The 24150-nt window shown below is 44.4% G+C and carries 26 protein-coding genes and 1 pseudogene; 14 read left to right on the top strand and 13 right to left on the bottom strand.

The annotated features are described in order from the left end of the window. The first annotated feature begins 132 nt into the window (after nt 1-132). The gene (locus tag IPJ02_09935; GenBank protein ID MBK7375854.1) at nt 133-1668 is read left to right on the top strand and encodes a GH3 auxin-responsive promoter family protein; all 1536 of its coding nucleotides are present in this window, start codon (nt 133-135) and stop codon (nt 1666-1668) included. A gap of 27 nt (nt 1669-1695) precedes the next feature. On the opposite strand, the gene IPJ02_09930 is transcribed toward IPJ02_09935, so the two are convergent. Further along, the gene (locus IPJ02_09930; GenBank protein MBK7375853.1) at nt 1696-2442 is read right to left on the bottom strand and encodes an outer membrane beta-barrel protein; all 747 of its coding nucleotides are present in this window, start codon (nt 2440-2442) and stop codon (nt 1696-1698) included. A 390-nt stretch (nt 2443-2832) separates the two neighbouring features. Between IPJ02_09930 and IPJ02_09925 the strand changes: the two genes are divergently transcribed. The 3 genes from IPJ02_09925 to mtgA are packed head-to-tail and all read left to right on the top strand — an operon-like array spanning nt 2833 to nt 5009. Next, nucleotides 2833-3492, top strand: coding sequence for a LysE family transporter (locus IPJ02_09925; GenBank protein MBK7375852.1), 660 nt, complete (start codon nt 2833-2835; stop codon nt 3490-3492). 45 nt (nt 3493-3537) lie between these two features. Further along, nucleotides 3538-4095 carry a hypothetical protein gene (locus tag IPJ02_09920; GenBank protein ID MBK7375851.1) on the top strand — a complete coding sequence of 186 codons (558 nt, stop codon included), beginning with the start codon at nt 3538-3540 and terminating at the stop codon, nt 4093-4095. A gap of 32 nt (nt 4096-4127) precedes the next feature. Next, nucleotides 4128-5009: a monofunctional biosynthetic peptidoglycan transglycosylase gene (gene mtgA / locus IPJ02_09915; protein ID MBK7375850.1), complete on the top strand. Its 882-nt coding sequence runs from the start codon at nt 4128-4130 to the stop codon at nt 5007-5009. Here the strand turns inward: mtgA and IPJ02_09910 are convergent. The 9 genes and pseudogenes from IPJ02_09910 to IPJ02_09870 all read right to left on the bottom strand — a co-directional run bounded on the left by IPJ02_09910 (nt 4999) and on the right by IPJ02_09870 (nt 11617). Then, nucleotides 4999-5562 carry an ATP-binding protein gene (locus IPJ02_09910; GenBank protein ID MBK7375849.1) on the bottom strand — a complete coding sequence of 188 codons (564 nt, stop codon included), beginning with the start codon at nt 5560-5562 and terminating at the stop codon, nt 4999-5001. The genes mtgA and IPJ02_09910 overlap by 11 nt on opposite strands. Before the next feature lie 2 nt (nt 5563-5564). Then, nucleotides 5565-5744, bottom strand: coding sequence for a hypothetical protein (locus tag IPJ02_09905; GenBank protein MBK7375848.1), 180 nt, complete (start codon nt 5742-5744; stop codon nt 5565-5567). Nucleotides 5745-5749: 5 nt separating this feature from the next. Then, nucleotides 5750-5926: a hypothetical protein gene (locus tag IPJ02_09900; protein ID MBK7375847.1), complete on the bottom strand. Its 177-nt coding sequence runs from the start codon at nt 5924-5926 to the stop codon at nt 5750-5752. Then, nucleotides 5916-6463 (bottom strand): annotated as a pseudogene (locus tag IPJ02_09895) (DNA-3-methyladenine glycosylase I). Before IPJ02_09895 ends, IPJ02_09900 begins: the two are co-directional and overlap by 11 nt. Next, nucleotides 6460-7089 (bottom strand): nicotinamide mononucleotide transporter, encoded by a 630-nt coding sequence (locus IPJ02_09890; GenBank protein MBK7375846.1) that lies wholly within the window; start codon nt 7087-7089, stop codon nt 6460-6462. The pseudogene IPJ02_09895 and the gene IPJ02_09890 overlap by 4 nt, the downstream one beginning before the upstream one ends. After that, nucleotides 7086-7721, bottom strand: a complete 636-nt coding sequence (locus IPJ02_09885) for a M23 family metallopeptidase (protein ID MBK7375845.1) — start codon at nt 7719-7721, stop codon at nt 7086-7088. Before IPJ02_09885 ends, IPJ02_09890 begins: the two co-directional genes overlap by 4 nt. Next, complete coding sequence (locus IPJ02_09880) at nt 7700-8290, bottom strand: YdeI/OmpD-associated family protein (protein MBK7375844.1); 591 nt, start codon at nt 8288-8290, stop codon at nt 7700-7702. Before IPJ02_09880 ends, IPJ02_09885 begins: the two co-directional genes overlap by 22 nt. A 114-nt stretch (nt 8291-8404) precedes the next feature. Next, nucleotides 8405-9004, bottom strand: coding sequence for a NifU family protein (locus IPJ02_09875; GenBank protein MBK7375843.1), 600 nt, complete (start codon nt 9002-9004; stop codon nt 8405-8407). Nucleotides 9005-9289: 285 nt separating this feature from the next. Next, entirely contained in the window at nt 9290-11617 is a 2328-nt protein-coding gene (locus IPJ02_09870) for a UvrD-helicase domain-containing protein (protein MBK7375842.1), read from the bottom strand. A gap of 247 nt (nt 11618-11864) precedes the next feature. Here IPJ02_09870 and IPJ02_09865 point away from each other — a divergent pair, with 247 nt between their 5' ends. From IPJ02_09865 to IPJ02_09830, 8 genes are all read left to right on the top strand, one after another. Next, a complete protein-coding gene (locus tag IPJ02_09865) occupies nt 11865-12674 on the top strand; it encodes a TIGR04255 family protein (GenBank protein ID MBK7375841.1) in 810 nt (269 codons plus the stop codon). A gap of 10 nt (nt 12675-12684) precedes the next feature. Next, entirely contained in the window at nt 12685-13173 is a 489-nt protein-coding gene (locus tag IPJ02_09860; GenBank protein MBK7375840.1) for a hypothetical protein, read from the top strand. After that, nucleotides 13136-13747 carry a hypothetical protein gene (locus IPJ02_09855; protein ID MBK7375839.1) on the top strand — a complete coding sequence of 204 codons (612 nt, stop codon included), beginning with the start codon at nt 13136-13138 and terminating at the stop codon, nt 13745-13747. Before IPJ02_09860 ends, IPJ02_09855 begins: the two co-directional genes overlap by 38 nt. 66 nt (nt 13748-13813) lie before the next feature. After that, nucleotides 13814-14668, top strand: coding sequence for an AraC family transcriptional regulator (locus IPJ02_09850; GenBank protein MBK7375838.1), 855 nt, complete (start codon nt 13814-13816; stop codon nt 14666-14668). A gap of 253 nt (nt 14669-14921) precedes the next feature. Beyond that, nucleotides 14922-15500, top strand: a complete 579-nt coding sequence (locus tag IPJ02_09845; GenBank protein MBK7375837.1) for a sigma-70 family RNA polymerase sigma factor — start codon at nt 14922-14924, stop codon at nt 15498-15500. 74 nt (nt 15501-15574) lie between these two features. Further along, nucleotides 15575-16156, top strand: coding sequence for a sigma-70 family RNA polymerase sigma factor (locus IPJ02_09840; protein MBK7375836.1), 582 nt, complete (start codon nt 15575-15577; stop codon nt 16154-16156). Nucleotides 16157-16646: 490 nt separating this feature from the next. Continuing rightward, on the top strand, nt 16647-17666 hold the full coding sequence (gene recA, locus IPJ02_09835) for a recombinase RecA (GenBank protein MBK7375835.1): 1020 nt from the start codon (nt 16647-16649) through the stop codon (nt 17664-17666). A gap of 95 nt (nt 17667-17761) precedes the next feature. Further along, entirely contained in the window at nt 17762-18664 is a 903-nt protein-coding gene (locus IPJ02_09830; protein ID MBK7375834.1) for a DMT family transporter, read from the top strand. A 73-nt stretch (nt 18665-18737) separates the two neighbouring features. Here the strand turns inward: IPJ02_09830 and IPJ02_09825 are convergent, their stop codons facing one another. Further along, entirely contained in the window at nt 18738-19379 is a 642-nt protein-coding gene (locus IPJ02_09825) for a hypothetical protein (protein MBK7375833.1), read from the bottom strand. A 149-nt stretch (nt 19380-19528) separates the two neighbouring features. Next, a complete protein-coding gene (locus IPJ02_09820) occupies nt 19529-20023 on the bottom strand; it encodes a histidine phosphatase family protein (GenBank protein ID MBK7375832.1) in 495 nt (164 codons plus the stop codon). A gap of 86 nt (nt 20024-20109) precedes the next feature. Here IPJ02_09820 and IPJ02_09815 point away from each other — a divergent pair, with 86 nt between their 5' ends. Both IPJ02_09815 and IPJ02_09810 read left to right on the top strand, forming a co-directional pair. After that, complete coding sequence (locus tag IPJ02_09815; GenBank protein ID MBK7375831.1) at nt 20110-21261, top strand: esterase-like activity of phytase family protein; 1152 nt, start codon at nt 20110-20112, stop codon at nt 21259-21261. A 67-nt stretch (nt 21262-21328) separates the two neighbouring features. Continuing rightward, nucleotides 21329-22117 carry a S1/P1 nuclease gene (locus tag IPJ02_09810; GenBank protein MBK7375830.1) on the top strand — a complete coding sequence of 263 codons (789 nt, stop codon included), beginning with the start codon at nt 21329-21331 and terminating at the stop codon, nt 22115-22117. Nucleotides 22118-22192: 75 nt separating this feature from the next. Here IPJ02_09810 and IPJ02_09805 read toward each other — a convergent pair whose 3' ends face one another. After that, nucleotides 22193-24061 carry an amidophosphoribosyltransferase gene (locus tag IPJ02_09805; GenBank protein ID MBK7375829.1) on the bottom strand — a complete coding sequence of 623 codons (1869 nt, stop codon included), beginning with the start codon at nt 24059-24061 and terminating at the stop codon, nt 22193-22195. Between the last annotated feature and the right edge of the window lie 89 nt (nt 24062-24150).

The following is a 24150-nucleotide window of genomic DNA, read 5'->3' as shown; positions in this document are numbered from 1 at the left end:
GCCGTCCCGCCCTTTTTATGAATTATATCAGTTTCGCTATTGAACCTCACCCCCTTCCCATCTCTTAAGGGAGAGGGGTTGGGGTGAGGTGTTTTTAACTATATTTGCTCACTTTAACCTTTATAACTGCAGATGGCGATATTTGACATCAAACTTCCAAAATCCATTGCGCGGGCGCTCAATATTCCCATCAGCGATCCCCGGAGGCAGCAGATAAAGGTGCTGAAAAAACTTCTCCGCAAGGCAAGGTTCACCGAATTCGGACAGCGCTACCGATTTGATGATATTCTCCTGAGCAGCCACCCCGGGAAAAAATTCCAGCAACTGGTCCCGGCATACGATTACAACAAGTTATACGACTCCTGGTGGTATAAGACCAAAGAAGGGATCCCGGATGTATGCTGGCCGGGTGTGATAAAATATTTTGCCCTCAGCAGCGGTACCAGCGATGCCACCAGCAAATACATACCCATCACCAAAGACCTGATACGCAGCAATACCATCACCAGTTTTAAACAGTTGCTGAGTTTGACCAAGTACGAGAATGTTCCCAAAAGTGCTGTGGGAAAAGGCTGGCTTATTTTAGGAGGCAGCACACAGTTGCAAAAAGGCCCAACCTATTTTGCCGGCGACCTGAGCGGTATCCAGCAAAAGAATATCCCGTTCTGGTTCCAGGGGCTGGGACTTTATAAGCCCGGAAAAAAAATTGCTAAAGTAAAAGACTGGGCTACCAAGCTGGAAGAAGTGGTGAACAATGCGCCCAACTGGGACATCGGTTTTATTGTGGGGGTGCCCGCCTGGCTGCAGTTGTGCATGGAAAAGATCATTGAGAAGTACAATCTGAAGAATATTCATGAATTATGGCCCAACCTGGCTTTTTATGTTCATGGCGGAGTGGCGCTGGAGCCGTATAAAAAAGGATTTGAGAAAATACTGGGAAAGCCCATCACGTATATTGAGACCTACCTGGCCAGTGAAGGTTTCCTGGCTTACCAGAACCGGCAGGATGCCCCCGGTATGCACCTGGCGCTCAACAATAATGTGTTCTTTGAATTCATTCCCTTTGACGAAAAGAATTTCGACAGCGAGGGAAATATGGTGGAAGACCCGGAAGCATACATGATACACGAAATAGAGGAGAACAGGGATTATGCCATCCTCATCAGCACCAATGCCGGGGCATGGCGTTATGCCATTGGCGATACGGTAAGGCTGGTTGACCGGGAAAGGAGTGAGATCATCATCACCGGCCGTACCAAACACTTCTTAAGCCTTGTTGGCGAACACATGAGTGTTGACAATATGAATAAGGCCATTGAAATGGTCAGCGACGACCTGAATATCTTTATCCCCGAGTTTACTGTGGCGGGTATCCCCTATGGCAACTTCTTTGCCCACCAGTGGTATGTGGCTACCGACGATAAAGCCGATGCGGATGACCTGCGCCGCCGCATTGATTCAAAACTGAAGGAACTGAATGACGACTATGAAGTGGAACGCCGGCATGCATTAAAGGATGTGCTGGTGAAAGTGTTGCCCGAAAAGACCTTTATGGACTTTATGAAAGTCAAGGGAAAAGTGGGGGGCCAGCATAAGTTTCCACGGGTGCTTAAAGGGAAAATGCTTGAAGACTGGGAACAGTTCCTTCAAAAGGAAACCGTGGCATAATTTTTCTTTTACCTGTTTCATAGATGTTTAATTTACAGAGGGGCAGCCAATGCCCTTTTTCTTTTTTCCAAACTTATATATTAACCCTGCGGAAGTGCTGTGGTAGTGATCTTTCAACTTTGGGTTGGCTGATTGACTGAATCCGTCTAAGTAATCGGTAAAAATGAACCGGTACGAGGTTTCAAGGTTTATAGAAAACCGTTCGGATAGCGGGTATTCTGCCCCCACACCAACCGGAACAGATAACAGGGCGGGCGAAGTCCCGTGTGCATCATCGGCAACAAGCCCGGCATATATATCTGATGACTCGCCGAAATAAGCGGCATTCATCCGGCTGTAATCTTTTTGTACCCTTACAAAAGAAACGCCAGCCCCGGTGAAAACATAGGGTTGTATCCCATAGTCGTCATAATTCCTTCCCCGTATATTCCATACCAATTGCCCGGAAAATTCCATTAACGGAGTGAAGAAATAAAAGTTACGCTGCTGCCGGTAATCGGGTTTGCTGTAACGGCTGTCGTTGCCTTGCAGGCTGGCAAAACTCATGTGCAGCCTGGCAGCCAGGAAATGGTTGATGGGCTTTTTTGCGAACAGGGACAGGCCCGGCTTTATGGTCCGGAAAGAACCCAGCGGGTCCGGGGTAAGGTCGCCCTGGTAAACATACATTCCTGCATTGAGGCCGATGCTCATGTCTTTATAGAACTGGGCCTGGCTTTTACCGGCAATGATTAAAAGGAATGATACAATGACCAGGATCTTTCTTTTTGCTTTCAAATGGTACTCTTTTTTACGGATTATGAAATGAAAGCAGCGTTGAGGTAATTAATCGGGTAGCATTGTATCCATTTGGTGCGTTTTTCTTTAAACGGCAAATAGCCTTACTGATTTTGTCTGAAATGTTAAATGATTTATAATAAGAATAGTGTATCTGGTTTTTCAGGCAATGTCTCTCTAAGTAAGGCTGAAGAAGTTTCGTCTCGGCATTACGCAACATCCCTATCGGAGACGTTGCTGAGAACAAGGGTTTTCAATAATTGAAAACGTGGCCGGTGAGGACAGCAGCCACGATGTTCTGCCGCGGTTGCTGTCCTCACCAACCGCAAGATGGGAAACGAAAAATTGATTCTTAGACAACTTCTAAGAATCCTTTCTTACATTTAGCGCATGGTTGATGTGGTTTTAAAAGGACTTGCAATCGGTTTGCTGCTGATCTTTTCGGTAGGCCCTGTCATATTCACCACCATCAAGCAAAGCATCAACCATGGCAGGCGGGGCGGTTTTAGTTTTATTGCCGGTGTCTGGTTAAGCGATATTATCTGGGTGGTTCTCAGTAATGGCTTCAGCGAGGCGATAAAGGTTTTGCTGGATTTTAAAATACCCATTGGCATTGCCGGCTGCTGTTTTTTGATAGGCATGGGTATTTATTTTGCTTTTTTGAAAAAAATAGAGCCCCGCCGCCTGCAGGAACCAGCTGAAATTGCCGGCGACGAGATCACCCCTGCAGGAAAACGGACAAACTATTTTGCCATCCTGAGTTCCGGTTTTATCATTAACACCCTTAACCCTGCCGTGATCTCATTTTGGGTGCTGATGGCTGCTTCCCTCGCTTCTGTTTATTCTTTACACGACCGCATCATCATTTTTTCCACCTGCCTTGGAGTGACCATCCTGGCAGATGTGGGTAAGGTGATGGGTGCCGGTTATATCGGTAAAAGGCTGAGCGACCGGGTGATACTGCTCATCAACCGCATTTCGGGGATATTATACCTGGTGTTTGGGGTGGTGATACTCGCCGGCATCATTTATACATTGATAAAAGATTAACATCCTTCATTAGGAAGTAAAAAATCCACCGGTTTATTTTGCTGCATGAAATTTTTACTGCCGATACTGCTTTTTATCCAGGTCGCTTCCTTTGCCCAATCTGCCGATTTCATCCTGCTGAAAAAGAAAAACAAAACAATAGAGACCTTTTACAGCGGGGGCAATATTGCGTTTACCACAGACAGGGGTTCTTTCATAAATGCAACCATCAACGGCATTAAGAACGACACGCTGTTTTTGCAGGAGTTCATCATCCGCTACCAGCCTACCACCATCGGCACCTATATTATTGATACACTTGGAAGTTATCACTATACGTACCACTACAACCAGGTGGCAGCCATCGGACGGAAGGAAAGAACAAACTTCAATACCAGGGGCAGCGGTGCTGCATTGCTTAGCGGCGGAGTGCTGCTTACCCTGGCAAGCGGCGTGGTATATATTGCCGACCGGAGTAAGTTCAGTGCCCCGCTCCTGCTGGCTTCTGTTGGCCTGGGAACGATCGGTTACTTTATGGCAAAAGGAAGAAAGAACGGGGGCGCCATGATCATTGGTAAAAAATACAGGCTGGTGTACATGAACATGAGCAATAAAAAGGGTTAATCTTTATATTGCAGCAACCTAAACCACCACGGATGAAAAAAACATGGAATTGGATAAAAAGAATATTCCTGGGTATTCTTATCATCCATGTAAGCTGGTTCCTGTTCTTTGTTTTTGCAGATCTTTCAGAAGCCATCGAGATAAAGGACAGTAAACAAAACCTGCTGATACTGATCTCGGGGGTGGCGGTGATTGCGCTTGTATATTATTTCTGGCTGCGGAAAAACAGGAGGGTAAAAAAAATAACCTTCTTTGTGTGGGATCTTTTTTACACCATATACATCCTCTCCTTCTTTTATTTCCTGCTTGGTTTTGTATTCAATCCTCCCCTTACGCTCACACAGGCAGGAAGTTTGCTGCAGGGAAATGGCCTGTCAAGGGATTATATTGGCTTTGATGAGATGGGGCCAAACATAAAATTAGCGGTAATAGCCAGCGAAGATCAGCAGTTCCCGGATCACGACGGGTTTGACCTGAAAGCCATCAAGCGGGCAATAAAATACAATAAGCGGCACCCGGGTAAAGTACGCGGCGCCAGCACCATCAGCCAGCAGACAGCAAAGAATATCTTTCTCTGGCAGGGAAGAAGCAAATTCAGGAAGGGCCTGGAGATGTTCTATACATTCACCATTGAAACAGGCTGGTCAAAAAGAACGATCCTGGAACGCTACCTCAACATTGCCGAAATGGGCCGGGGCGTTTTTGGTGTGCAGGCCGCCGCAAAAAAATATTTTAATAAGAACGCCAAAGACCTGACCATGGCAGAAGCGGCGCAGATCGCTGCCTGCTTGCCCAACCCCAAACGATATACCGTAAAGCCATTGAGCAGGTATGTTGCCGGCCGGTATGATGATATCATGCGGCAAATGAATAACCTGGCGGGAGATGCGGATGTGCAGGCAATCACCCGGTGATGGCATCAACGGCTTTGATCGCTTCCTGCAGCCGTTCTTCATAACCACCACGGATATCCACCCAGGGAACGTTTTGATTAACCATGATGTCTTTATAGTGCCTGAAAAGTCTTTCCCTGGTTTCCAGGTCGGGGTATTCCCTTAATTCATCTTTTACCCAGGGGAGGTCCGTGTTACAAAGCAGGTACAGGTCATAGTTTCTTTCGGCGATCCGGTTCAATATCCAGTGATGGCATTTATCAAAGACAAACTCACACCATACTTTCATTACATACATGTTGGTGTCGATGAATAAAAACTGATCGTTGTTCGTTGATCGTTGTTCGCCGGGGGTATTCCCGGCCAACGGCCAACGATCAACGGCCAACTGTTCACTTTGGATCTGCCCCTTTGCTATGTCGAGCAGGTTTTCAAAAGTATAATCAGTGCCGTTCTTTAAAAGATATTCACGGGCATATTCTTTTACCCAAACCGTATTGTAATGCCTGGCAAGCTGTTCGCACAAAAAACTTTTGCCGGTTGATTCAGGTCCTATGACGACGATCTTTTTCAAAGTTATTTCTGTTTGTGGTCATAAATATCTATCACCAGAATGATCAGCGAGAAAAGGATAAATGATATCCGCATGAAATTATTAAAAGGATCGCTTTTGTCAGCCAGTAACACAAGAAGGATGTAAAGCAATAGCAGGGAACCCTTAAAAATAATTCCCGGCTTTCCTTTAAAAATATTCATGGGTATCAATTGCTTTTCCGGTAATTATTCAGGTCAAGTAAAAAACTGATCACGAAAACCACCAGCATGGCAAAGCGCAGCCATTTCCTGAAATCATCTTCTGTGGGCATTAAAAAGATCACAAGGGTAAATAACAGGATCAGTACGGCCTTGATGATCAGCCAGGTTTTTTTATTTCTCATTCCACTTGGGTTTGGCCTTCAGTACTTTTTTATGCACCGGGCAGCTTGCGTCATGTGCGCCGGGCAAATAACCCGTACTGACCAGGAATTCATTTACGATCTCACCGCCGGTGAACCGGAAGGTTTTTTGAACAGGCTTGTCCATGCTTCCCTGCTTTTGGGATGATGATGCGCCAGCCATTTTTTAAAGGAACCGAATTCCTTCTGCAGGGCCAGGATGGTTTTGGCATTTTCAACGGCGGCATTCACCTTAAGCCGGTTGCGGATGATACCGGCATCATTCAGCAACCGCTGTACATCTTTTTCTTTATAAGCCGCCACTTTCCTGATCTCAAATTTATGATAGGCTTTCCGGAATGTTTCCTGTTTGTTCAGGATGGTGGTCCAGCTAAGGCCGGCCTGGTTTATTTCCATGATCAGCCGGCAGAACAATTCATTGTCATCCTCAATGGGAAAACCATATTGGGTGTCGTGGTATACTTTATGAACATTCCGTTCCGTATCCTTCATGGTATTGATCGCCTTGCAGTAACTCATGTTTTGTTTGTTTTTGATTTTTTCATCCATTCCATCAAACCTGCCACCGCCATTACCAGCAATACTACATAATATACACTGGTAAACACATAGTGCTTTACAAAATACAGCGGAACAGATGCAATATTGGTTGCGATCCACCAGTACCAGCTTTCCACCTTCTTCCTGGTCATCAGCCACATACCGGTGAAAGCGGTTGCCGAAGCAAATGCATCGGCCCAGGGGATCACGCCTTCAAAGAAAGCGTGTTTAAAATACGTGAGGGCGATGAAGATGCTGGTATAAAAGAACAGGAAGAACAAGACCTGCTGCATCCATTCCTTGCCGGACGAACGGGTGATGTGCAGAACCACTTCCTGCCTTGCATCTTTTTTCATCCACATGTACCAGCCAACAATGCTCATGATGGTATAATACAAATTCACGGTTGCCTCACCCAGCAAATGTCCTTTTACACTGATGAAGATGTATATGATGGTGTTGATGAGTCCGACCGGGTACACCAGGATATTTTCAGCCCGGGAATACCAGACACTGGCGATGCCGGCAAAAACTGCCAGGTATTCGTACCAGCTGGTGCGATACATGTCGGAAACAAACTGCTGGTATATTTCTGCTAAACTCATTGCTTTTTATCACGGTAAAACCGGAAGGGCCGAAGATAACGGATCCCTCTGGAGGTTTGAAAACGGGTGGCTACCTGCCTCCACTGGCCCCGGCCACCGGACTTCCATACAATGAAATGCAGGTGTGGGAACAATGCGTAACCGGTCTTCCCGCTCAGGGCGATCACCTGGCCCGCTTTTACGGTGTCGCCCACATTCACGGATGCCCCGTTCAATTGCAAATGCCAGTACCCGGCTCTTGAACTGTCTTCGTGCTGTATCACGATCACATTTCCATAAGGCCGGTATTCTTTTTTCCAGCCACCTTTATTGCCGTCTTCCTTCACCCGTACCACCACACCGCTTCTTGCTGCACAGATATTGGTTCCCCTTTTCATTTTAAAATCAAGGGCCGCCCTTTCCTTATGTGATAAGCGGCTGAAATAACCCTGTACCAGGATGTGGGTCCTGCCTGCTTCATACGGCAGTTGGTACACAAAGCTTGTATCGTCTTTAATGACCCCTTTCTGGAGCATTTTTATTTCCGTTCGCTGTGGATTATTGCTGACAGCGCAACTCATCAATGCCAGGACAAAGAACAGGGAGCATAAAAAAAGTACACTGCGGGGCATCATGATTTTTTTGGTTTCCATTGGTTGGCCCGGATATTTTTTTCGGCCAGTGTTACGGTTTCTGTAACCCTCTTTTCTTTCGTGGAGCCTGTTTTGGCGCTTTCCACCCAATAAAAGAGCTGCTTCTTTGCACTTGGCGGAAACCGATCAAAACCGGAAAGCGCATTTTTGTTCTTTGCAAACGCCCTCTTTAAAACAGCAGGCATTTCCAATGCTTCTATCTTATCTAACGCAGACCATGAACCATCTTTTTTAGCTGCTTCGATCTTCTGCAGGCCGGCTGGGGTCATCTTATTTTCTACCGTCAATCTTTCAATACGTTTTTTATGCAGGGCGCTCCAGCCGCTTTTTGGTTTCCGGCTTGTGATATAAAGAAAACGGCTTTCCTCATCCCGTTTGTTTGATACGCTGTCTATCCATCCAAAGCAGAGGGCTTCTTCCACCACCTCTTCATACCGGAGTGTTGGTTTCCCCGTACCTTTTTTATACATAACAAGCCACACATGTTTCCGGCGGGCGTGGTTTTTCTGCAACCAGTTCCTCCATGCTTTCCGGTTCCTGGGATAATATTCGTTGCGTTTAACTTCCATGTTTAACGGATGCGCTTATTTGATTGAAGTTAAAATAAAATTTACGCCCAATAAAAAAGCACTCCATTCACGAAGCGCTTTACAAATAAACGAATTAACCGATCAGCCGATTAACTATTCCGACTCTGCCACCACTTCCTTTACTTCCGGGATCATCCGCTTCATCATTCCTTCAATGCCTGCCTTTAACGTGATCATGCTGGAGGGGCAACCGCTGCAGGATCCCTGCATCATTAAATTCACCTTTCCATCTTCATAGCTTTTGAACTGTATGGCGCCGCCATCCATTTCAACGGCTGGCTTTACATAATTTTCAAGCAGTTCTTTTATACGCTTTACCACATCGTCGTCATCAGCGCTTACGGCATTGCTGCTCTCCGGTTTCATGGCGGCCACGTCTTCATCATTCACCACCACTTTACCTTCTTCCAGGTATTCTTTCAAGAACTGTTTAATGGAAGGGATCACATCCTGCCAGTCTTCGGTTTCGGTTGTTTTGGTAAGGGTAACAAAATTGCTGGCAATAAAGACCGCTTTGATGAACGGGAAGGTAAACAGTTCCTGCGCCAGCGGGGATGGCTTCGCACTTGCCTCATCTGAAAAATCTATGCTCTTGCCGGGGTATAGGAGTTTGTTTGCCACAAACTTCATGGTCTCCGGGTTGGGCGTCATTTCGGTATAGATACTGATGACCGGGTTTCCTGTCTTGATCATAAAACGGTTTTTAAGAATTTCAATGCAAAATTAACAAGAATCGGGCTGTTTAAGCCTGAAATCGGCCTTAAGAGGGAGATTTTTCGGATTTCGAAAGACATCATTCCTTCTCCTTCTCTTATGAAAAGGGGCGGTAATCTTGTGCAAATCCAGGCATTTTATCTTACAAATCAGCCGCAAAGGGTATTCATCAATAAAGCAAACCCTGTTTGTATCACAAAACATGGTCTTCGCTTTTATCTTCTTCATTTCTTCTCCCCTTTGGGGAGAGATAGAGAGGGGCCTTTATTCAACGATGCGAAGCTTAGCATAATTCAGCATGATCTTTTTCTCTCCATTCAACTCAAATTTAACCGTAGCGATTGGGTTATGTGCCGAACCTTCCATTTTGGTCACTTCGCCAAAACCGAATTTCTGGTGTTCTACTTTATTTCCAACCTGCAGGTTGCTGGTATCGCTGGGCCTAAAATTCTCTGATGGCGTATGTTCTTTCACCTGGGGCCTTGCAGCGGGTACAACATAGGCAGGCTTCCTGCTTTCAACAACGGGCCTGCCGCTGGTTGCCCACTGGTTTCCGCCTCCGGAATTCCGGTCATCGCCAAACCAGTTGTTCTTTGCCTTGCCGTCCCTTAAACCGCCTCCTGCATAACTTTTATCTAAATAATTTTCAGAGATCTCTTCCAGGAAACGGCTTGGGTCATTTTGCTGCAACTGCCCGAAGCGGTAGCGGGCATTGGCATAACTCATCCACAGTTTCTCTTTTGCCCGGGTGATGGCCACATAAAACAGGCGCCGTTCTTCCTCCAGCTCTTCCCTTGTATTAATGGACATGGCATTTGGGAAAAGCGTTTCTTCCAGTCCGCCTACAAATACCACCGGGAACTCCAGGCCTTTTGCCGCATGTATGGTCATCAGTTTAACCACATCCGCATTTTCTTTGTCCTCATCGGCATCGGTAAGCAATACGATCTGCTGTAAATAACTTCCCAGGCTCTTATCTCCCACTTCTCCATCTTCTTCATTCAAGGGAGTTTCGGTAAACTCTTTGATGGAGTTCAGTAATTCCTGTACGTTCTCATAGCGGGCAAGGCCTTCGGTTGTTTTGTCGTTGAATAGTTCTTTGACAATATTGGTGCTCTTGCCAACGATCACGGCCAGGTCGTAGGCATTCTTTTTTGTGAGCTCGCTCTGGAACATTTTGATCATCGTTACAAAATTGTCCAGGCTTTCCAGTGTTCCACTCCGGAAACCATACATGGCTGCATTGCTGATGATATCCCACACACTCAGGTTGTTTTCATTGGCATACAAAACAGTTTTGTCGATGGTGGTTTTGCCAATGCCCCGTGCCGGGAAATTGATGATGCGTTTCAGGGCTTCTTCATCCCTTGGATTCACCACCAGGCGCAGGTAGGCAATGAAATCCTTTACTTCCTTGCGTTGGTAAAAACTCATACCGCCGTAAATGCGGTAGGCAATGCCCATGCGGCGCAGGGCTTCTTCAAAACTGCGGCTCTGGGCATTGGTGCGGTACAGGATGGCAAAATCCTTATTGAAATAATGGTTGCGGAGCTTTTGTTCCTGTATGGTATCGGCCACCATTTTCCCTTCATCATTATCCGTCATGGTACGCACCAGGCGGATCCTTTCTCCCTCGCCATTGTCGGTAAATAATTTCTTTTCTATCTGGTTCTTGTTATTGCCGATTATTTCATTGGCAACATGAAGGATGTTCTTGGTGCTCCGGTAATTCTGTTCCAGTTTCACCAGCTTCACTTCATCATAATCTTTCTGGAATTGCAGGATATTTTCAATGGTGGCGCCCCGGAAGCTGTAAATACTCTGGGCATCATCGCCTACTACACAAACATTCTCGTGCATGGCCCCCAGCAGTTTTATGATCTCGTACTGTGCCGGGTTGGTATCCTGGTACTCGTCGATCAGTATATACTTGAATTTGCGCTGGTATTTGCTCAGTGACTCCGGGAAATTTTTTAACAGGAGGTACATCTTTAATAACAGGTCATCAAAATCCATGGCGCCGTTCTTAAAGCAACGTTTCACATAGGCGTCGTATATCAGCCCGGTGGCAGAGCGGTTGGCCCGGTTGTCTTCCTGCTGCAGGGCCCAGTCGTTCAGGTATTCTGCCGGGCCGATGAGTGAATTTTTGGCTGCAGAGATCCGGTTGTAAACAACATTGGGTTTGTATTGCTTGTCATCCAGCGCCAGCTCATTGATAACGGTCTTTACAACAGACTTTGCATCATCCGTATCATAAATGGTAAAGTTGGAAGGGTAACCCAGTTTAGAAGCCTCCGCTCTCAGTATCCTTGCAAATACGCTGTGAAAAGTGCCGATGTATAAGTTCCTGGCTTCGGTATTACCCAGTATCCGCTCCACCCTTTCCTTCATTTCAGCCGCCGCCTTATTGGTAAAAGTAAGCGCCAGTATATTGAACGAATCAACCTTGTGTGCCGCCATCAGGTGGGTAATACGGGTGGTGAGCACTTTGGTTTTGCCGCTGCCTGCCCCGGCAATGATCATGATGGGCCCGTTCACATGTGTTACCGCCTCCCGTTGCGGTTCATTCAGCTCGTCTAAATAATTCGTCATGGGGCGAAGTTACGAATTGGAGGTTTGGGAGATTGATTGTTAAGAAATATTTTGGTGTTGTATACGTGAGTTTAATATAGGGCAGTTAAGTCAAAACGAAGAATCACGTTTTGAAACTCAACATTTTAAAGGGATTGGGATAGCATGTTGACAATGACATAAATAAAACAAAGAACGTTAAATATTAAGTAGGGAATGTGATTTTATTAATGGAAGTACTTACTTTTGAGTCAACTATGACTCGAACATGAGTAGCCTTATAGAAAAAATCAAACCATTTAGCGGTCGCCATTCAATAAAAGAAGCAACAATAAGTACTTTCTTGGTTAATCAAATCATTAAGCCAGAAAGGTTTCAAAAACTTATTGAAACAACCTTTAAAAATAAATTTAAACAATTCACAACGCTTGAACAAGTACAGGTTCAGATACAGAAAAAGGGAGAAGCTTCTATAGTTAATACAAATACAGTAAAGAATACCGGTTTTCGGTTCTCAGGATTTAATGAAAAAGGTAAAAACACGATAGTATTTCAAGGGTTAAATGAAGAAAGAAGAAAATTTCTTTCTTTTCATTATCTTGAATATAATACTTGGGCAGAATTCTATAAAGACTACTCTGAGACAATAGTTGATTTTACCGGAGCGGCAGAAGATTTATTATTTGTTAACTCGTTTAGCTTACAATATGTAGATGTTTTTAATTGGACAGGAACAACAGATGAATTTATCGCTGACTTGATATTTAATCGAAGCAGCCAAATATTACCCGCCAAATTTTTTGAGTCTAAATTTAGTAGAACATACTTATTGACTATAGAGCAAGAGTTTGAAGGGTTAAAGTTTTTGGATCGCATTGAGATAAAAATTGAAAATAAAATTTTACCAGAGATTACAATAAGCCATAATGTGGCACATCAATTGGACAATGAGCAAGAATTAAGTTCGTTAGTAAAAGAAAGTAATTTTAATAAAATGCTTACAATAGCTCATCGAAGAAATAAGGAAACATTGGGAGATATTTTAAATGAAGATATAAAGAGACTAATAAACTTATAATATGCTAATAATGGATGCGATCTTGCCAATTGAACTTCAAGCTGAGGCTTTTTCTTTTTCAAGGCCCATTTCTGCATATGAATATTTTGACACAAAAATTTCTGAAAGAAATTTTTGTGACCCTATCGAATCTAATATTTCGGATGAAATTATGGCAAGATTAAGTTCTTTTAGCTACCTCGATGAAAACTGGGATAGCAACGGGGCTGTACAATTAGATGATGCAACAATTGAAAATTGCTTTTTTCTACTCCAAAAACTACCTAAAAAATACTTACAAAACATATCTAGAGATGATATTTCATTAACACCATATGGCACAATTGTCTTAGATTGGACAGATAAAAATAAAATGCTATCCCTTGAAATAGGTGACGATAGTATTGGTTATTTTGCAAAACTGGCAAACAATGAAACTTCGATAGCAGAATCCGTTAAATTAGAAAAGAATAAAGTACCCAATGAACTGGTTGATATCTTTTATAAATTTCATAGCTAAAAATTTCTTTAAGAAGAAAAAGAACTCTGGAAAAATTATTCCAGAGAAATTTCACAAAGATGAAATAATTGTAAGAGGGATATTTACTCCTTTGTACATAAGTTCCAAAAAAATTCTAAGGGAGGGAGCTTTTTTACCACCACCTAAAAGGCAAGAAAGAGATGTTTCTGTTTTAAGACATAGTTACACAGACGATAATTTCTGTAAAAATCATTGTTATAAAATAAATCTTGGCCAAAGCTACTACTCGGGCCTTGCCTTTTTCTTAATAAAGCATATGGAAGATTTAGTAAATAAACACAATCTCCAAGACTCTGTTTATATGCGATTTTCTCCCCTGCAAGAAGATTATAGAACACCAATAACTGAACGGCCAATTTTTACACATTTTAGGGGTTTGCCAATGCATGCGGATATTTATTATAATGGCGAATTTACTCCAGGTAAACCTCAAACAAAATTTAGATTATTTGCAAAAGAGTTAGCTACAAATTTTTCCTATTACTTTGAAGACCCCCAACCAAATGAGCCGGGATGGATTGGAAAAAAAATAAAGTATCCTATTGTTTCTTGACCGTTGATGTAAAATTTAGCAAAATACATCAAGACCACTTTATCTTTATTCCATTAAAGTACGGCCTTGCAACACATCGAGTTTTTTCATATTGATCATTTTGAAAATAATTACCACCGTGTAAAACCCCTGCCCGGACTGGAAAGCTTCATCGACTTTTTCTGGGAGACCCGTTTTGATGAGCTGCTGCAGCAAAACCCCCATGGTTTTTCGGATGCATTGTTCCCCAATATCGGGTATACCTACCTCATTAACCTGGGTACGCCCTTTGTGATGCAGGTAGGAGATAAGAAGTTCAATATGAAGACCGATGGATTTTTGCCCCGCAACCGGTCCATCGAATGTTATCACTGCGAGGGGAACCGGTTGTTTGGTATCAAGTTTAAGATTTCGCCGATCATTTTCAAGACCAAAGTGAATTTTGCCGAATACAGGGAATACATCTACCCGTTAAGCTACCTGATCGAACAGGCCAGCATTGATCATGTAAAAAAGGCGTCTTCCTTTGAAGAACGGACCGGTATTTTAAATGCGTATTTCCAGTCCATCGTAAGAACATATTCCGGTTCCTGGGAACCCATCCGCATTGTTTCTGAGATCCTGCAGCATTGCGATAAGAATAATGATTTTACAACAACCGTGGAAGCGTTTGCGGCACAATACAATATATCTGCCCGTACATTGCACCGGTATTTTGAGACCAGCACCAGTCTCAGCAGCAAGAAAGCGCTGCAGATCTTACGTATCCGCAAGGCCGTGCAGCAAATAGCCAGGGATCCGGCGGCATTTGATTATGAAAAGTTCGGCTACTACGATTACAGCCATTTTTGCAAACACCTGAAACAATTTTTACAGAAAGACACAGTGGCAAGCCTGAAACCGCATTTGCAGTTACTGCAGGGGATCAGCAAAAAAGGCTGATCTTTTAATGGGTCTTCCCGGTAATGATCATGCCGGTCACCAGCATAGCACAATAAAAAGAACCAGCCAGCTATGGAGAATTTTGCTTTTGTATTTTGTAAAAAGCAAGTAAATCAAACGATTAAAAAGGCTAATTTAATATAATAGAAATCTTTCTACAGTCAAATCATATCATATACTACAAGCCTTTGTTTTTTTTCAGGCAATCTTTATCTCCTGTTCATTAATATCCAATAACACAAACTTACCTCCTATGAACAACCAAAACAGCATGACTGATGAGAAACTCATTCAGTTCTATCTCAACGGCGACCCCAATGCCCTCGCCACGCTTGTTGAACTTTATAAAGACAGAATTTACCGGTCCATTTATAGTATTGTACATGATAAATATGCCGCAGAAGAGATCTTCCGGGAAGTGTTCATCCGGATCATTGATAATCTTATGGCCGGGAAAACGGCTGAAGAAGGAAACTTTTTGCAGTGGGCGATAAAAATAGCCAATGGCCTGTGCATCGAATACAACCGGAAAATAAGGCATGAACTCGTGGAAGAAACCGGCAATCCCGGAAAAGAGGTGATCGGCCTGCCGGAAAATGCAGGCAGGGCAGACAGCGGATACCATGAAAGCCACGGAAAAATAAAGAGCATGATCGATATGCTGCCCGACGGACAAAGAGAGGTAATGGTATTGAACCATTACGCAGGCCTTAGTTTTAAGGAGATCGCCGACACCATGCATTGCAGCCTCAGTGCCGCCCTGGATACCATGAAATTCGGCCTTACCAATCTCCGGAAACTGATGACCGAAAAAGAAATTGCCCTGCAATAACAGGCAACATTATCATTGTAAACCGTATCTGAAACACTACATCTAAATATCCAAACTAAAACCAAACCCTGACTATGAAATCACTTTCTACCCTGGCTGACCAGCAATTGGTTCAACTTTTTACCGACGGAGAAGCCCAGGCGCTTGATGTGCTTGTAAACCGCCACAAGGTCCGCATTTTCACTTCCATTTATTTATTGGTAAAGGACAAATACCTGGCCGAAGATATTTTCCAGGAATTGTTCATTAAGATCATTGAAACGCTTAAAGCGGGAAAATACAAGGAAGAGAACAAATTTGTGGTATGGGCGATGCGCATAGGCCACAATCTTTGTGTAGACCATTTCCGGAAGGTCAAAGGAAAGCCGACCATTAAAACAATTGAAGGAAAAGACATTTTTGAAGTGCTGCGGTTCAATGATTCAAATGCAGAAGAGAACATCATTAAAACCCAGAGTCACGAGCGGATCATGAAGTTGGTGAGCCAGCTTCCCGAAGAGCAACGGGAGATCATCATCTTAAGGCATTTTGCAGACCTTAAGTTCAGGGAGATCTCGTCCATGCTTGACTGTAGCGTAAATACTGCCCTGGGCAGAATGCGCTATGCGCTTTTAAACCTCCGGAAGATGATCGAAGAACAACGGGTGGCCATATGACCTTAGCTAACAATAACCGTTTTCTTTAATAAACAGAGCGGGCTCCTGTATGGGCCCGCTTTGTTTTTTAAGCAGGGAGGATAAAAAGGCTGCATTATTACAACAAAAAAGTATATGAATGGCAAAAATGGCTATTTTTACCCGGATATTACCACTTTGTGGTATTGTTAAGTTCAAAAAACTATCTTCTATTTGTTGGGTGAATTATAACAACCGGTTTAGATTGATACAAAATTCATTTGGTCCGTTTTTATAGCCGAACCTTTCTGAGGGAGCAAAGGATTTATCCTTTGTCTGTTTTTCTCATGCTTGAACACAACCCCTCCCGATTCTTCGGGAGGGGATACTTTTTTAAGGGCAAAAGTGACCACTAAATAAGTTAACAAAAAAATACTAAATAAATTAGTGTTGATAAAATAAAACCATTATCTTTGGTGCCACAGTTACATTTACTACGCAAAACCAGATACATCAATTAAAATCAAAGAAAATGAACAAGACAGAAAATTTGGAAAGAACAGAAAAATTCAAGGCGCTGAAATTAACAATGGATAAGATTGATAAGGATTTCGGCAAGGGTTCGGTAATGCTGATGAGTGATAAAGGAGTTGTTGAGCAGGAGGTTATTTCCACGGGCTCCATCGGGTTAGACATGGCATTGGGGATCGGGGGTTTGCCAAAAGGCAGGGTGGTGGAAATTTATGGGCCTGAAAGCTCCGGTAAAACAACCCTGGCCATTCATGTTATTGCAGAGGCGCAAAAAAAAGGGGGCATGTGTGCCTTTATAGATGCCGAGCATGCATTTGACAGCAATTATGCAAAACGGCTTGGTGTTGATATCGATAATTTGCTTATCTCCCAGCCGGATTACGGGGAGCAGGCGCTGGAAATTGCCGACAGGCTGATCCTTTCAGGGGCCCTGGATGTTGTGGTGATCGATTCCGTTGCCGCATTGGTTCCTAAGGGCGAACTGGAAGGCGAAATGGGCGACAGTAAAATGGGCCTTCATGCCAGGTTAATGAGCCAGGCACTGCGAAAGCTGACGGCTACGATCTCTAAAACCAACAGTTGCTGCATTTTCATTAACCAGCTTCGTGAAAAGATCGGGATCATGTTTGGAAACCCGGAAACCACCACGGGAGGCAATGCGTTAAAATTCTATGCGTCTGTCCGCCTGGATATCCGCCGGATGACACAGATAAAGGACGGGGACGAATCAATTGGCAACCATGTAAAGGTAAAAGTGGTGAAAAATAAAGTGGCACCGCCCTTCCGCCAGGCAGAGTTTGATATTATTTACGGGGAAGGCATTTCAAAAGTGGGCGAGATCATCGACATGGGAGTAGAACTTGGCATTGTACAGAAAAGCGGAAGCTGGTTCAGTTACAATAATGATAAACTGGGACAGGGAAGAGAAGCGGTAAAGCAATTGCTGGCTGACAATCCTGAAATGGCCAACGAAATTGAGACCAAGATCCGGGAGAAGATCAAGGAAGCGCAATCTGTCTAGTTAAAGATCAATTTAGGGTTAGTAAGTATAAAGCCACTGTGTATAAAGCAGGTGGCTTTTTTTAATGCCTTATTTTTGCGGTTCAATATTATTACTTGAACAGAAAGTATACAGCACACCTTGCCCTTCTTTTTACCAACTTGTTCTTTGCCATCAACCTGTCTGCAGTAAAACATCTTACCAATGCCGAATTGGCAAAGCCGTTCGGAATAAACGTAGTAAGGGTTGGGGCCAGCGTGGTCTTGTTATGGATCCTGTTTTTACTAAAACCGGTAAATGTCCGTATTGAGAAGGCCGACAGGAAACGGTTGGTACTGTGTGCCGTAACCGGCATAGCCATCAACCAGTTGCTTTTTTTAAAAGGACTTTCCCTCACGCATTCCATTCATGCATCCCTGCTGATGCTTATTACACCGATCCTGATCGTTCTCATAGCTGCCTGGTTATTAAAAGAGCGGACGGGTTTTTTAAAACTTGCCGGCCTTGCCCTCGGTATATCCGGCGCCATGGTATTGATCTTTGCCAAAGACAATGCAGGGAAAGGAAATAATATCCTGCTTGGAGATACCCTTATCATTATCAATGCAGTGTCTTATACCATCTACTTCATACTGGTAAAACCACTGATGCATAAATACAACCCGATAGTCATAATCCGGTGGATCTTCACGTTCGGGTTGTTGTTGATATTGCCTTTTGGCTGGGGGGAATTTGTTCAGATACCATGGGAAAAATATGGAGCGGTTGATTTTTTAAGTATGGGCCTTATTACGATCACCGGGACCTTCCTGGCCTATTTGTTCAATGTGTATGGTATAAAAATACTCGGGCCAGCCGCCGCCGGGTTTTATATTTATACCCAGCCCTTTTTTGCCGCCCTCATTGCCATGTTGTTCTTAAAGGAAGAACTGACCCTGTATAAGATCGTGGCTGCGGTACTTATTTTTTCCGGCGTTTACCTGGTGAACAGGCAAACGAAGAATGAGAACAGGGTATAGGATATTGCCGCAGGAAATGATCATGCTGTATGATGATCCGGCCCGTTGCAGTTTACCGGGAAGGGGATCCGGATCATTTGCACTTATTGTATTGCTTAATGAGTTTTTTAAAGCTATAGCCCCGGTAACTGAGCAGTTCCCAGGTAGAGGAAGGGATTTTTTTACAATCTCCCATGATGGCATGGAGCTGGTTGACATAACCCTTGTCTTCAACAATATTAAGTTTTGACTTATCGCCCATATATTTTGGCCGGTCATTGGTATAATTGGCAAGTCCTCCCTGCAGGAAATACCGAATCACCAACTGTAAGGGAAGTGAATCTGCGGGGGTTTTGTAAAAATAGAAAGGTGTTCTGAAGTTGCTTACCCCATAATACAGGTTGATCTTTGGGGTGGTCATGATCTCATCCAATACCATGATGGTATCTACGGATTCCTTTCTCATAAAATCGATCTCATAACTATCTATATCATCGGTGTATAAAAGCAACCTGCATGGAACAACCGTGTTCCCCTTGAAATATTCGCTTTTTATTTTTCTTACTTCTGATGCACTCACCTGTACAGGATCTGACCCGGCAGTATAGAAAAGCTGGTTTTTTAACCGGAAACTTCCCCAAACGGTATCTCCGTTGGCTTTCACTAAATGGTCTTTGTTTTGGCCTGCGCCACATAAGGAGAGCAGCAGGGTAATACTAACGAGTAAGGTTTTCATCCTGGTTGTTTTAGATGCTTATAAGGAAAAAGTTTGCCGCTGTTTCAATAACGGGGAACCGTTTTGTTACCGGTGATCGTTACATGAAGATATAAACGTTTTTTGTAGCTTTTTGGTTGCGTAGAATCGAGAAACAGGGCTTGTTTAGATCAGTGGCTTTTTTTAGGGTAATCAAAAAACAGGAATTCTTTCCTGGCATCCCCGAACTCCCGCCACTGTTCTATATCTACCTTTATTGCAAAAATTCCGCAGGTGGGCATATTGTCTGTTTTTACACCGGGGATAAGCGAGTTCACAAAATAGGTGATGCCCGGGTTATGTGAAAAAATGGCAACCCTGTCCAGGTTACCGGGCAGTTGGGCGATCACTTCATAAAACACTTCCGGGGGAGCCTGGTAAAGCGCCGAGATAAAAATGATATCATCCGCCGGGGATTTAAAAACTTCTGCAAATGCCTCCGCTGTTTTTTTTGCACGCCGGGCAGGGCTTGTGACCCATGCATCCATGTGGGCCTGCTTGTCCTTCAGCCTTTTTGCCATTACCACAGCATCCGATTTGCCCCGTTCGTTCAGGGGCCGCTCAAAGTCGTTGCCCCAAAAACCCTGGTCGCTCTTGGCATGGCGAATGATGTATAATTGTTTCAAGACCTGTTTTTATAAAAGTATAAAAATTTTGTACAAAGAACAATTGCAACCGGATTCTTCCGGAACTTTGGGTATAAAGAAACCATATGCATTCAAAACTCCTCCGGTCCCTCTTGCCTGTCTTACTCATCATTTTTTCCTTTTCATGTACCACGGTAAAAAAATCAACTCAAACTACAGCAGACATCCGGGGCTTACGATTCCTGTCGCAATATGATCTTCCCTTCAACCTTGCATATAAAAATACAATTGTAGGCGGCTTGTCGGGCATTGACTATGATGCAAACAACAACCTGTACTACCTGATCAGCGACGACCGGAGTGATAGAAATCCGGCCCGCTTCTATACTGCAAAAATATTTTTCAGCGAAAAGAAGATCGACAGCATCTCTTTTACCGGGGTTAAGTATATGCTCCGGGCAGATGGACAAGCATATCCCAATAACAAACAGGATGCCCGGCAAACACCCGATCCGGAAGCGATCCGTTTCAACCCCGTATCGGGTATGCTTGCCTGGAGCAGTGAAGGAGAAAGGGTCGTTACAGATAAGGATACCGTACTCGGGAACCCTTCCGTAATTCTGATCCGGCCCGGTGGAGGGTATATTGACAGTTTTATTTTGCCTGGTAACCTTTTTATGCATGCAACAGAAAAAGGCCCCCGGCGTAACGGGGTGCTGGAGGGAATGACCTTTGCAGACAATTACCAAACCCTTTTTGTAAATGTTGAGGAACCTTTATATGAAGATGGCCCCAGGGCAGAAGTCACAGAGGGCAATGCGTTCATCCGTATGTACAGGTTTGATATACAAACCCGGAAAAATACGGCACAGTATGCGTATAAACTATCCCCCGTTGCTTACCCCGCTGTACCGGGATCTGCTTTCAAAATAAACGGTGTACCCGAGATACTAAGCCTGGGGAACAATAAATTACTGGTGATCGAACGATCCTTTTCAACAGGCAGGATCCCCTGTACGATCAAGGTATTTATTGCAGACCTCAACGGGGCCACGGATATCAGCAATATGCAACTTAATAACAACGATGGGTTTGTTCCTGCTGCCAAAAAACTATTGTTGAATATGGATGACCTGGGTATTTATACCGATAATATCGAAGGTGTAACGTTTGGTCCCCGGTTGCCCAACGGGCATAAGACCCTGCTCTTTATAGCCGACAATAATTTCAATCCACTGGAAAAAGCCCAGGTGCTTTTGTTTGAGGTGATCGAATAATTTCAGAAGGGTCAGTTTTTTTTTGACCACATTAATTAGCTTTGAGAATAAAATATTCACCATGATGATGCGACATATAAAAAGAGCCATACTGTTTACCCTTTTCTTTTATTTGCCGTTAAGCGGTATGGCTTGGGGAATGCTGGGCCACCGTATTGTAGGACAGATCGCCGACAGCTACCTTACCAAACAGGCCCGGAAAGAAATAGCGAAGATGCTCGGAACGGAATCCATTGCCATGACAAGCAACTGGCCGGATTTTATCAAGTCCGATTCATCGTTTGCATATCTGAACAACTGGCATTATATAAATTTTAAACCGGGCCTTAGCGAAACAGGAATAAAAACGTACCTGGCAAATGACACGGCCACCGATGCCTACACGAAAATTATCTGGCTGGCGGATCAACTGAAAAATAAGAGCCTGGAACAAACGGACAAGCTGATGTACCTGCGCCTGCTGATCCATATTGTGGGAGATATTCACCAGCCAATGCACACCGGCAGGCCCGATGACCGGGGAGGGAATACCATTCGTTTATCATGGTTCAACAACCCGTATAACCTGCACCAGGTTTGGGACGACCGGCTGATAGACCTCCAGAACCTCAGCTATACAGAATATGCCACAGCGATCAATCATACTACCAAAGCGCAGCGAAAACAATGGCAGGCCGAGCCGCTGAGTGAATGGGTATGGCAATCGTACCAGCTGGCTGAAAAGATATATGCAGAGGTTAAACCAGACGATAAATTAGGTTACCAGTATAATTTTAAAAATATCGGCACCGTTAACCAGCAGTTATTAAAAGGAGGGGTTCATCTCGCCGGGTTGCTGAACGAAATCTTTGGGTAAACAAAACGATAAGGAGTTCTTAAATAAAGATATCCTTAACCACAAACCTGCCTACCGGACAGGCAGGCTACAAACCTAATACCCCCTTACATTCTTTCCTTCCATGTAGTTCATGAAGGCTTTGTTGCATACCCGGTTGCCGCCGGGCGTGGGATAGTTGCCGGTAAAATACCAATCGCCCAGGTTGGTAGGACATGCCTGGTGGAGCGATTCGATGGTCTGGTAGATCACGGAAACAGGGATGTTGACATCTGCGGGGGTAATGAGCCTTGCAATTTTATCAGAGATCTCGGCAAGCGTAAAGGATTTATAGATCTGCTGTACAACATTCTCTGTATGCAACTGGTTGTTTCGCTGCAATTCTTTGCATCTGTTCAATAAGGTGGCAAGCAGTTCCTGCCGCCCGGTATCATGCAGTAATTCAATGGCGGCACGGAAAGCGATGAAGTCTCCCAATTTACTCATATCAATGCCATAACAGTCCGGGTAGCGTATCTGTGGGGCCGAGGAAACGATAATGATCTTTTTTGGCTGAAGCCTCGACAGCATTCTTACAATACTTTCTTTTAAAGTGGTTCCCCGAACAATACTGTCATCAATCACCACGAGGGCGTCTGTGTTCTTTCTTACCGTTCCGTAGGTGATGTCGTACACGTGCTGAACCATTTCATTGCGGCTGCTGTCCTCGGTAATAAATGTCCTCAGCTTCACATCCTTGATGGCGATCTTCTCGATCCGCACCCGCCGGGTCACCATTTCGGATAATTTCTCTTCATCAAATCCTGCCTGTCCGGCAGGCAGGTCCTTTCCCCAGCTCAGGATGCGTTCGATCTTTATCTTGTTCAGGTAGTCCTCGGCACCTTTGATCAGGCCATAAAAGGCCGTTTCGGCGGTGTTGGGAATAAAAGAGAAAATGGTATTCTTCAGATCGTGATCAATTGCTTTCAGGACCGTATCACTCAGGTTATGGCCCAGGGCAATGCGTTCCCGGTATATTTTTTCATCGCTTCCGCGGCTGAAATAGATCCTTTCAAAACTACAGGCCTTTCTTTCTTTTGGTTCCAGGATCTGTTCTATACTGAAGCTCCCGTCGGCTTTTACGACCAGTGCACAGCCCGGCATCAATTCCTGCACTTCATTTTCTCCTAAGTTAAATGCGGTTCGTATGGCAGCCCTTTCGCTGGCTGCAACGATCACGTCGTCGTTGATATAATAATAAGAAGGGCGGATCCCGTGAGCATCCCGCATCACAAAAGCATCTCCATTGCCGATCATGCCGCTGAAATTAAAGCCCCCGTCAAACAGCGGAACCGCTTTTTTTAAAACCCGGACCACATCCATTTGTTGGGGAAAGGCCTCGTCGGCCTTTACTATAAAATGATACAGCACTTCCATCATGGCAGCCAGGTCGCTTTGACGCTGGAACTCCCCCGGGTCAATGTTTACCAGCCCGAATAATTCTTCCGTGTTAACCAGGTTGAAATTTCCTGCCAGGGCCAGGTTGCGTGAAGGAATGGTATGCCGTTTTATGAACGGGTGACAGAATTCCACATTGTTTTTACCCTGGGTGCCGTACCGGAGGTGGCCAAGCAAGACCTCGCCCAAAAAATTAAGATGGCCTTTCATAAGGCCGGGGTGATTCTTAATATCAGGCTGGTACTTCTCTACCTCGTCGATCTCTTTTCCAACCTGTGAAAAAAGATCGGCAATGGGTTGGTGTGCAGCGCTTCGCAGGCGGTGCATGAAAGGATAACCGGGTTCGGTATTCAGCTTAACAGCAGCAATGCCGGCCCCGTCCTGGCCCCGGTTGTGCTGCTTTTCCATAAGCAGGTACAGCTTATTGAGGCCGTACAAGGCGGTTCCATACTTTTGCTGATAGTAACTGAAAGGTTTGCGTAGACGAATGAAGGCAAGGCCGCATTCGTGTTTTATTTCGTCGCTCATGGTGGGGTTCCGATAGCCATCGGAAGAGCCGCAAAGTTAAGGCATTGTCAAAGAGGAGCAAATAAAAATCCCCCGTTGAAGCGGGGGAA

It is taken from the genome of Chitinophagaceae bacterium, assembly GCA_016710165.1.
Classification (GTDB): Bacteria; Bacteroidota; Bacteroidia; order Chitinophagales; family Chitinophagaceae; genus Ferruginibacter.
The sequence above is the reverse complement of the archived record's forward strand: the minus strand, read 5'-3'. Positions and strand labels throughout refer to the sequence as shown.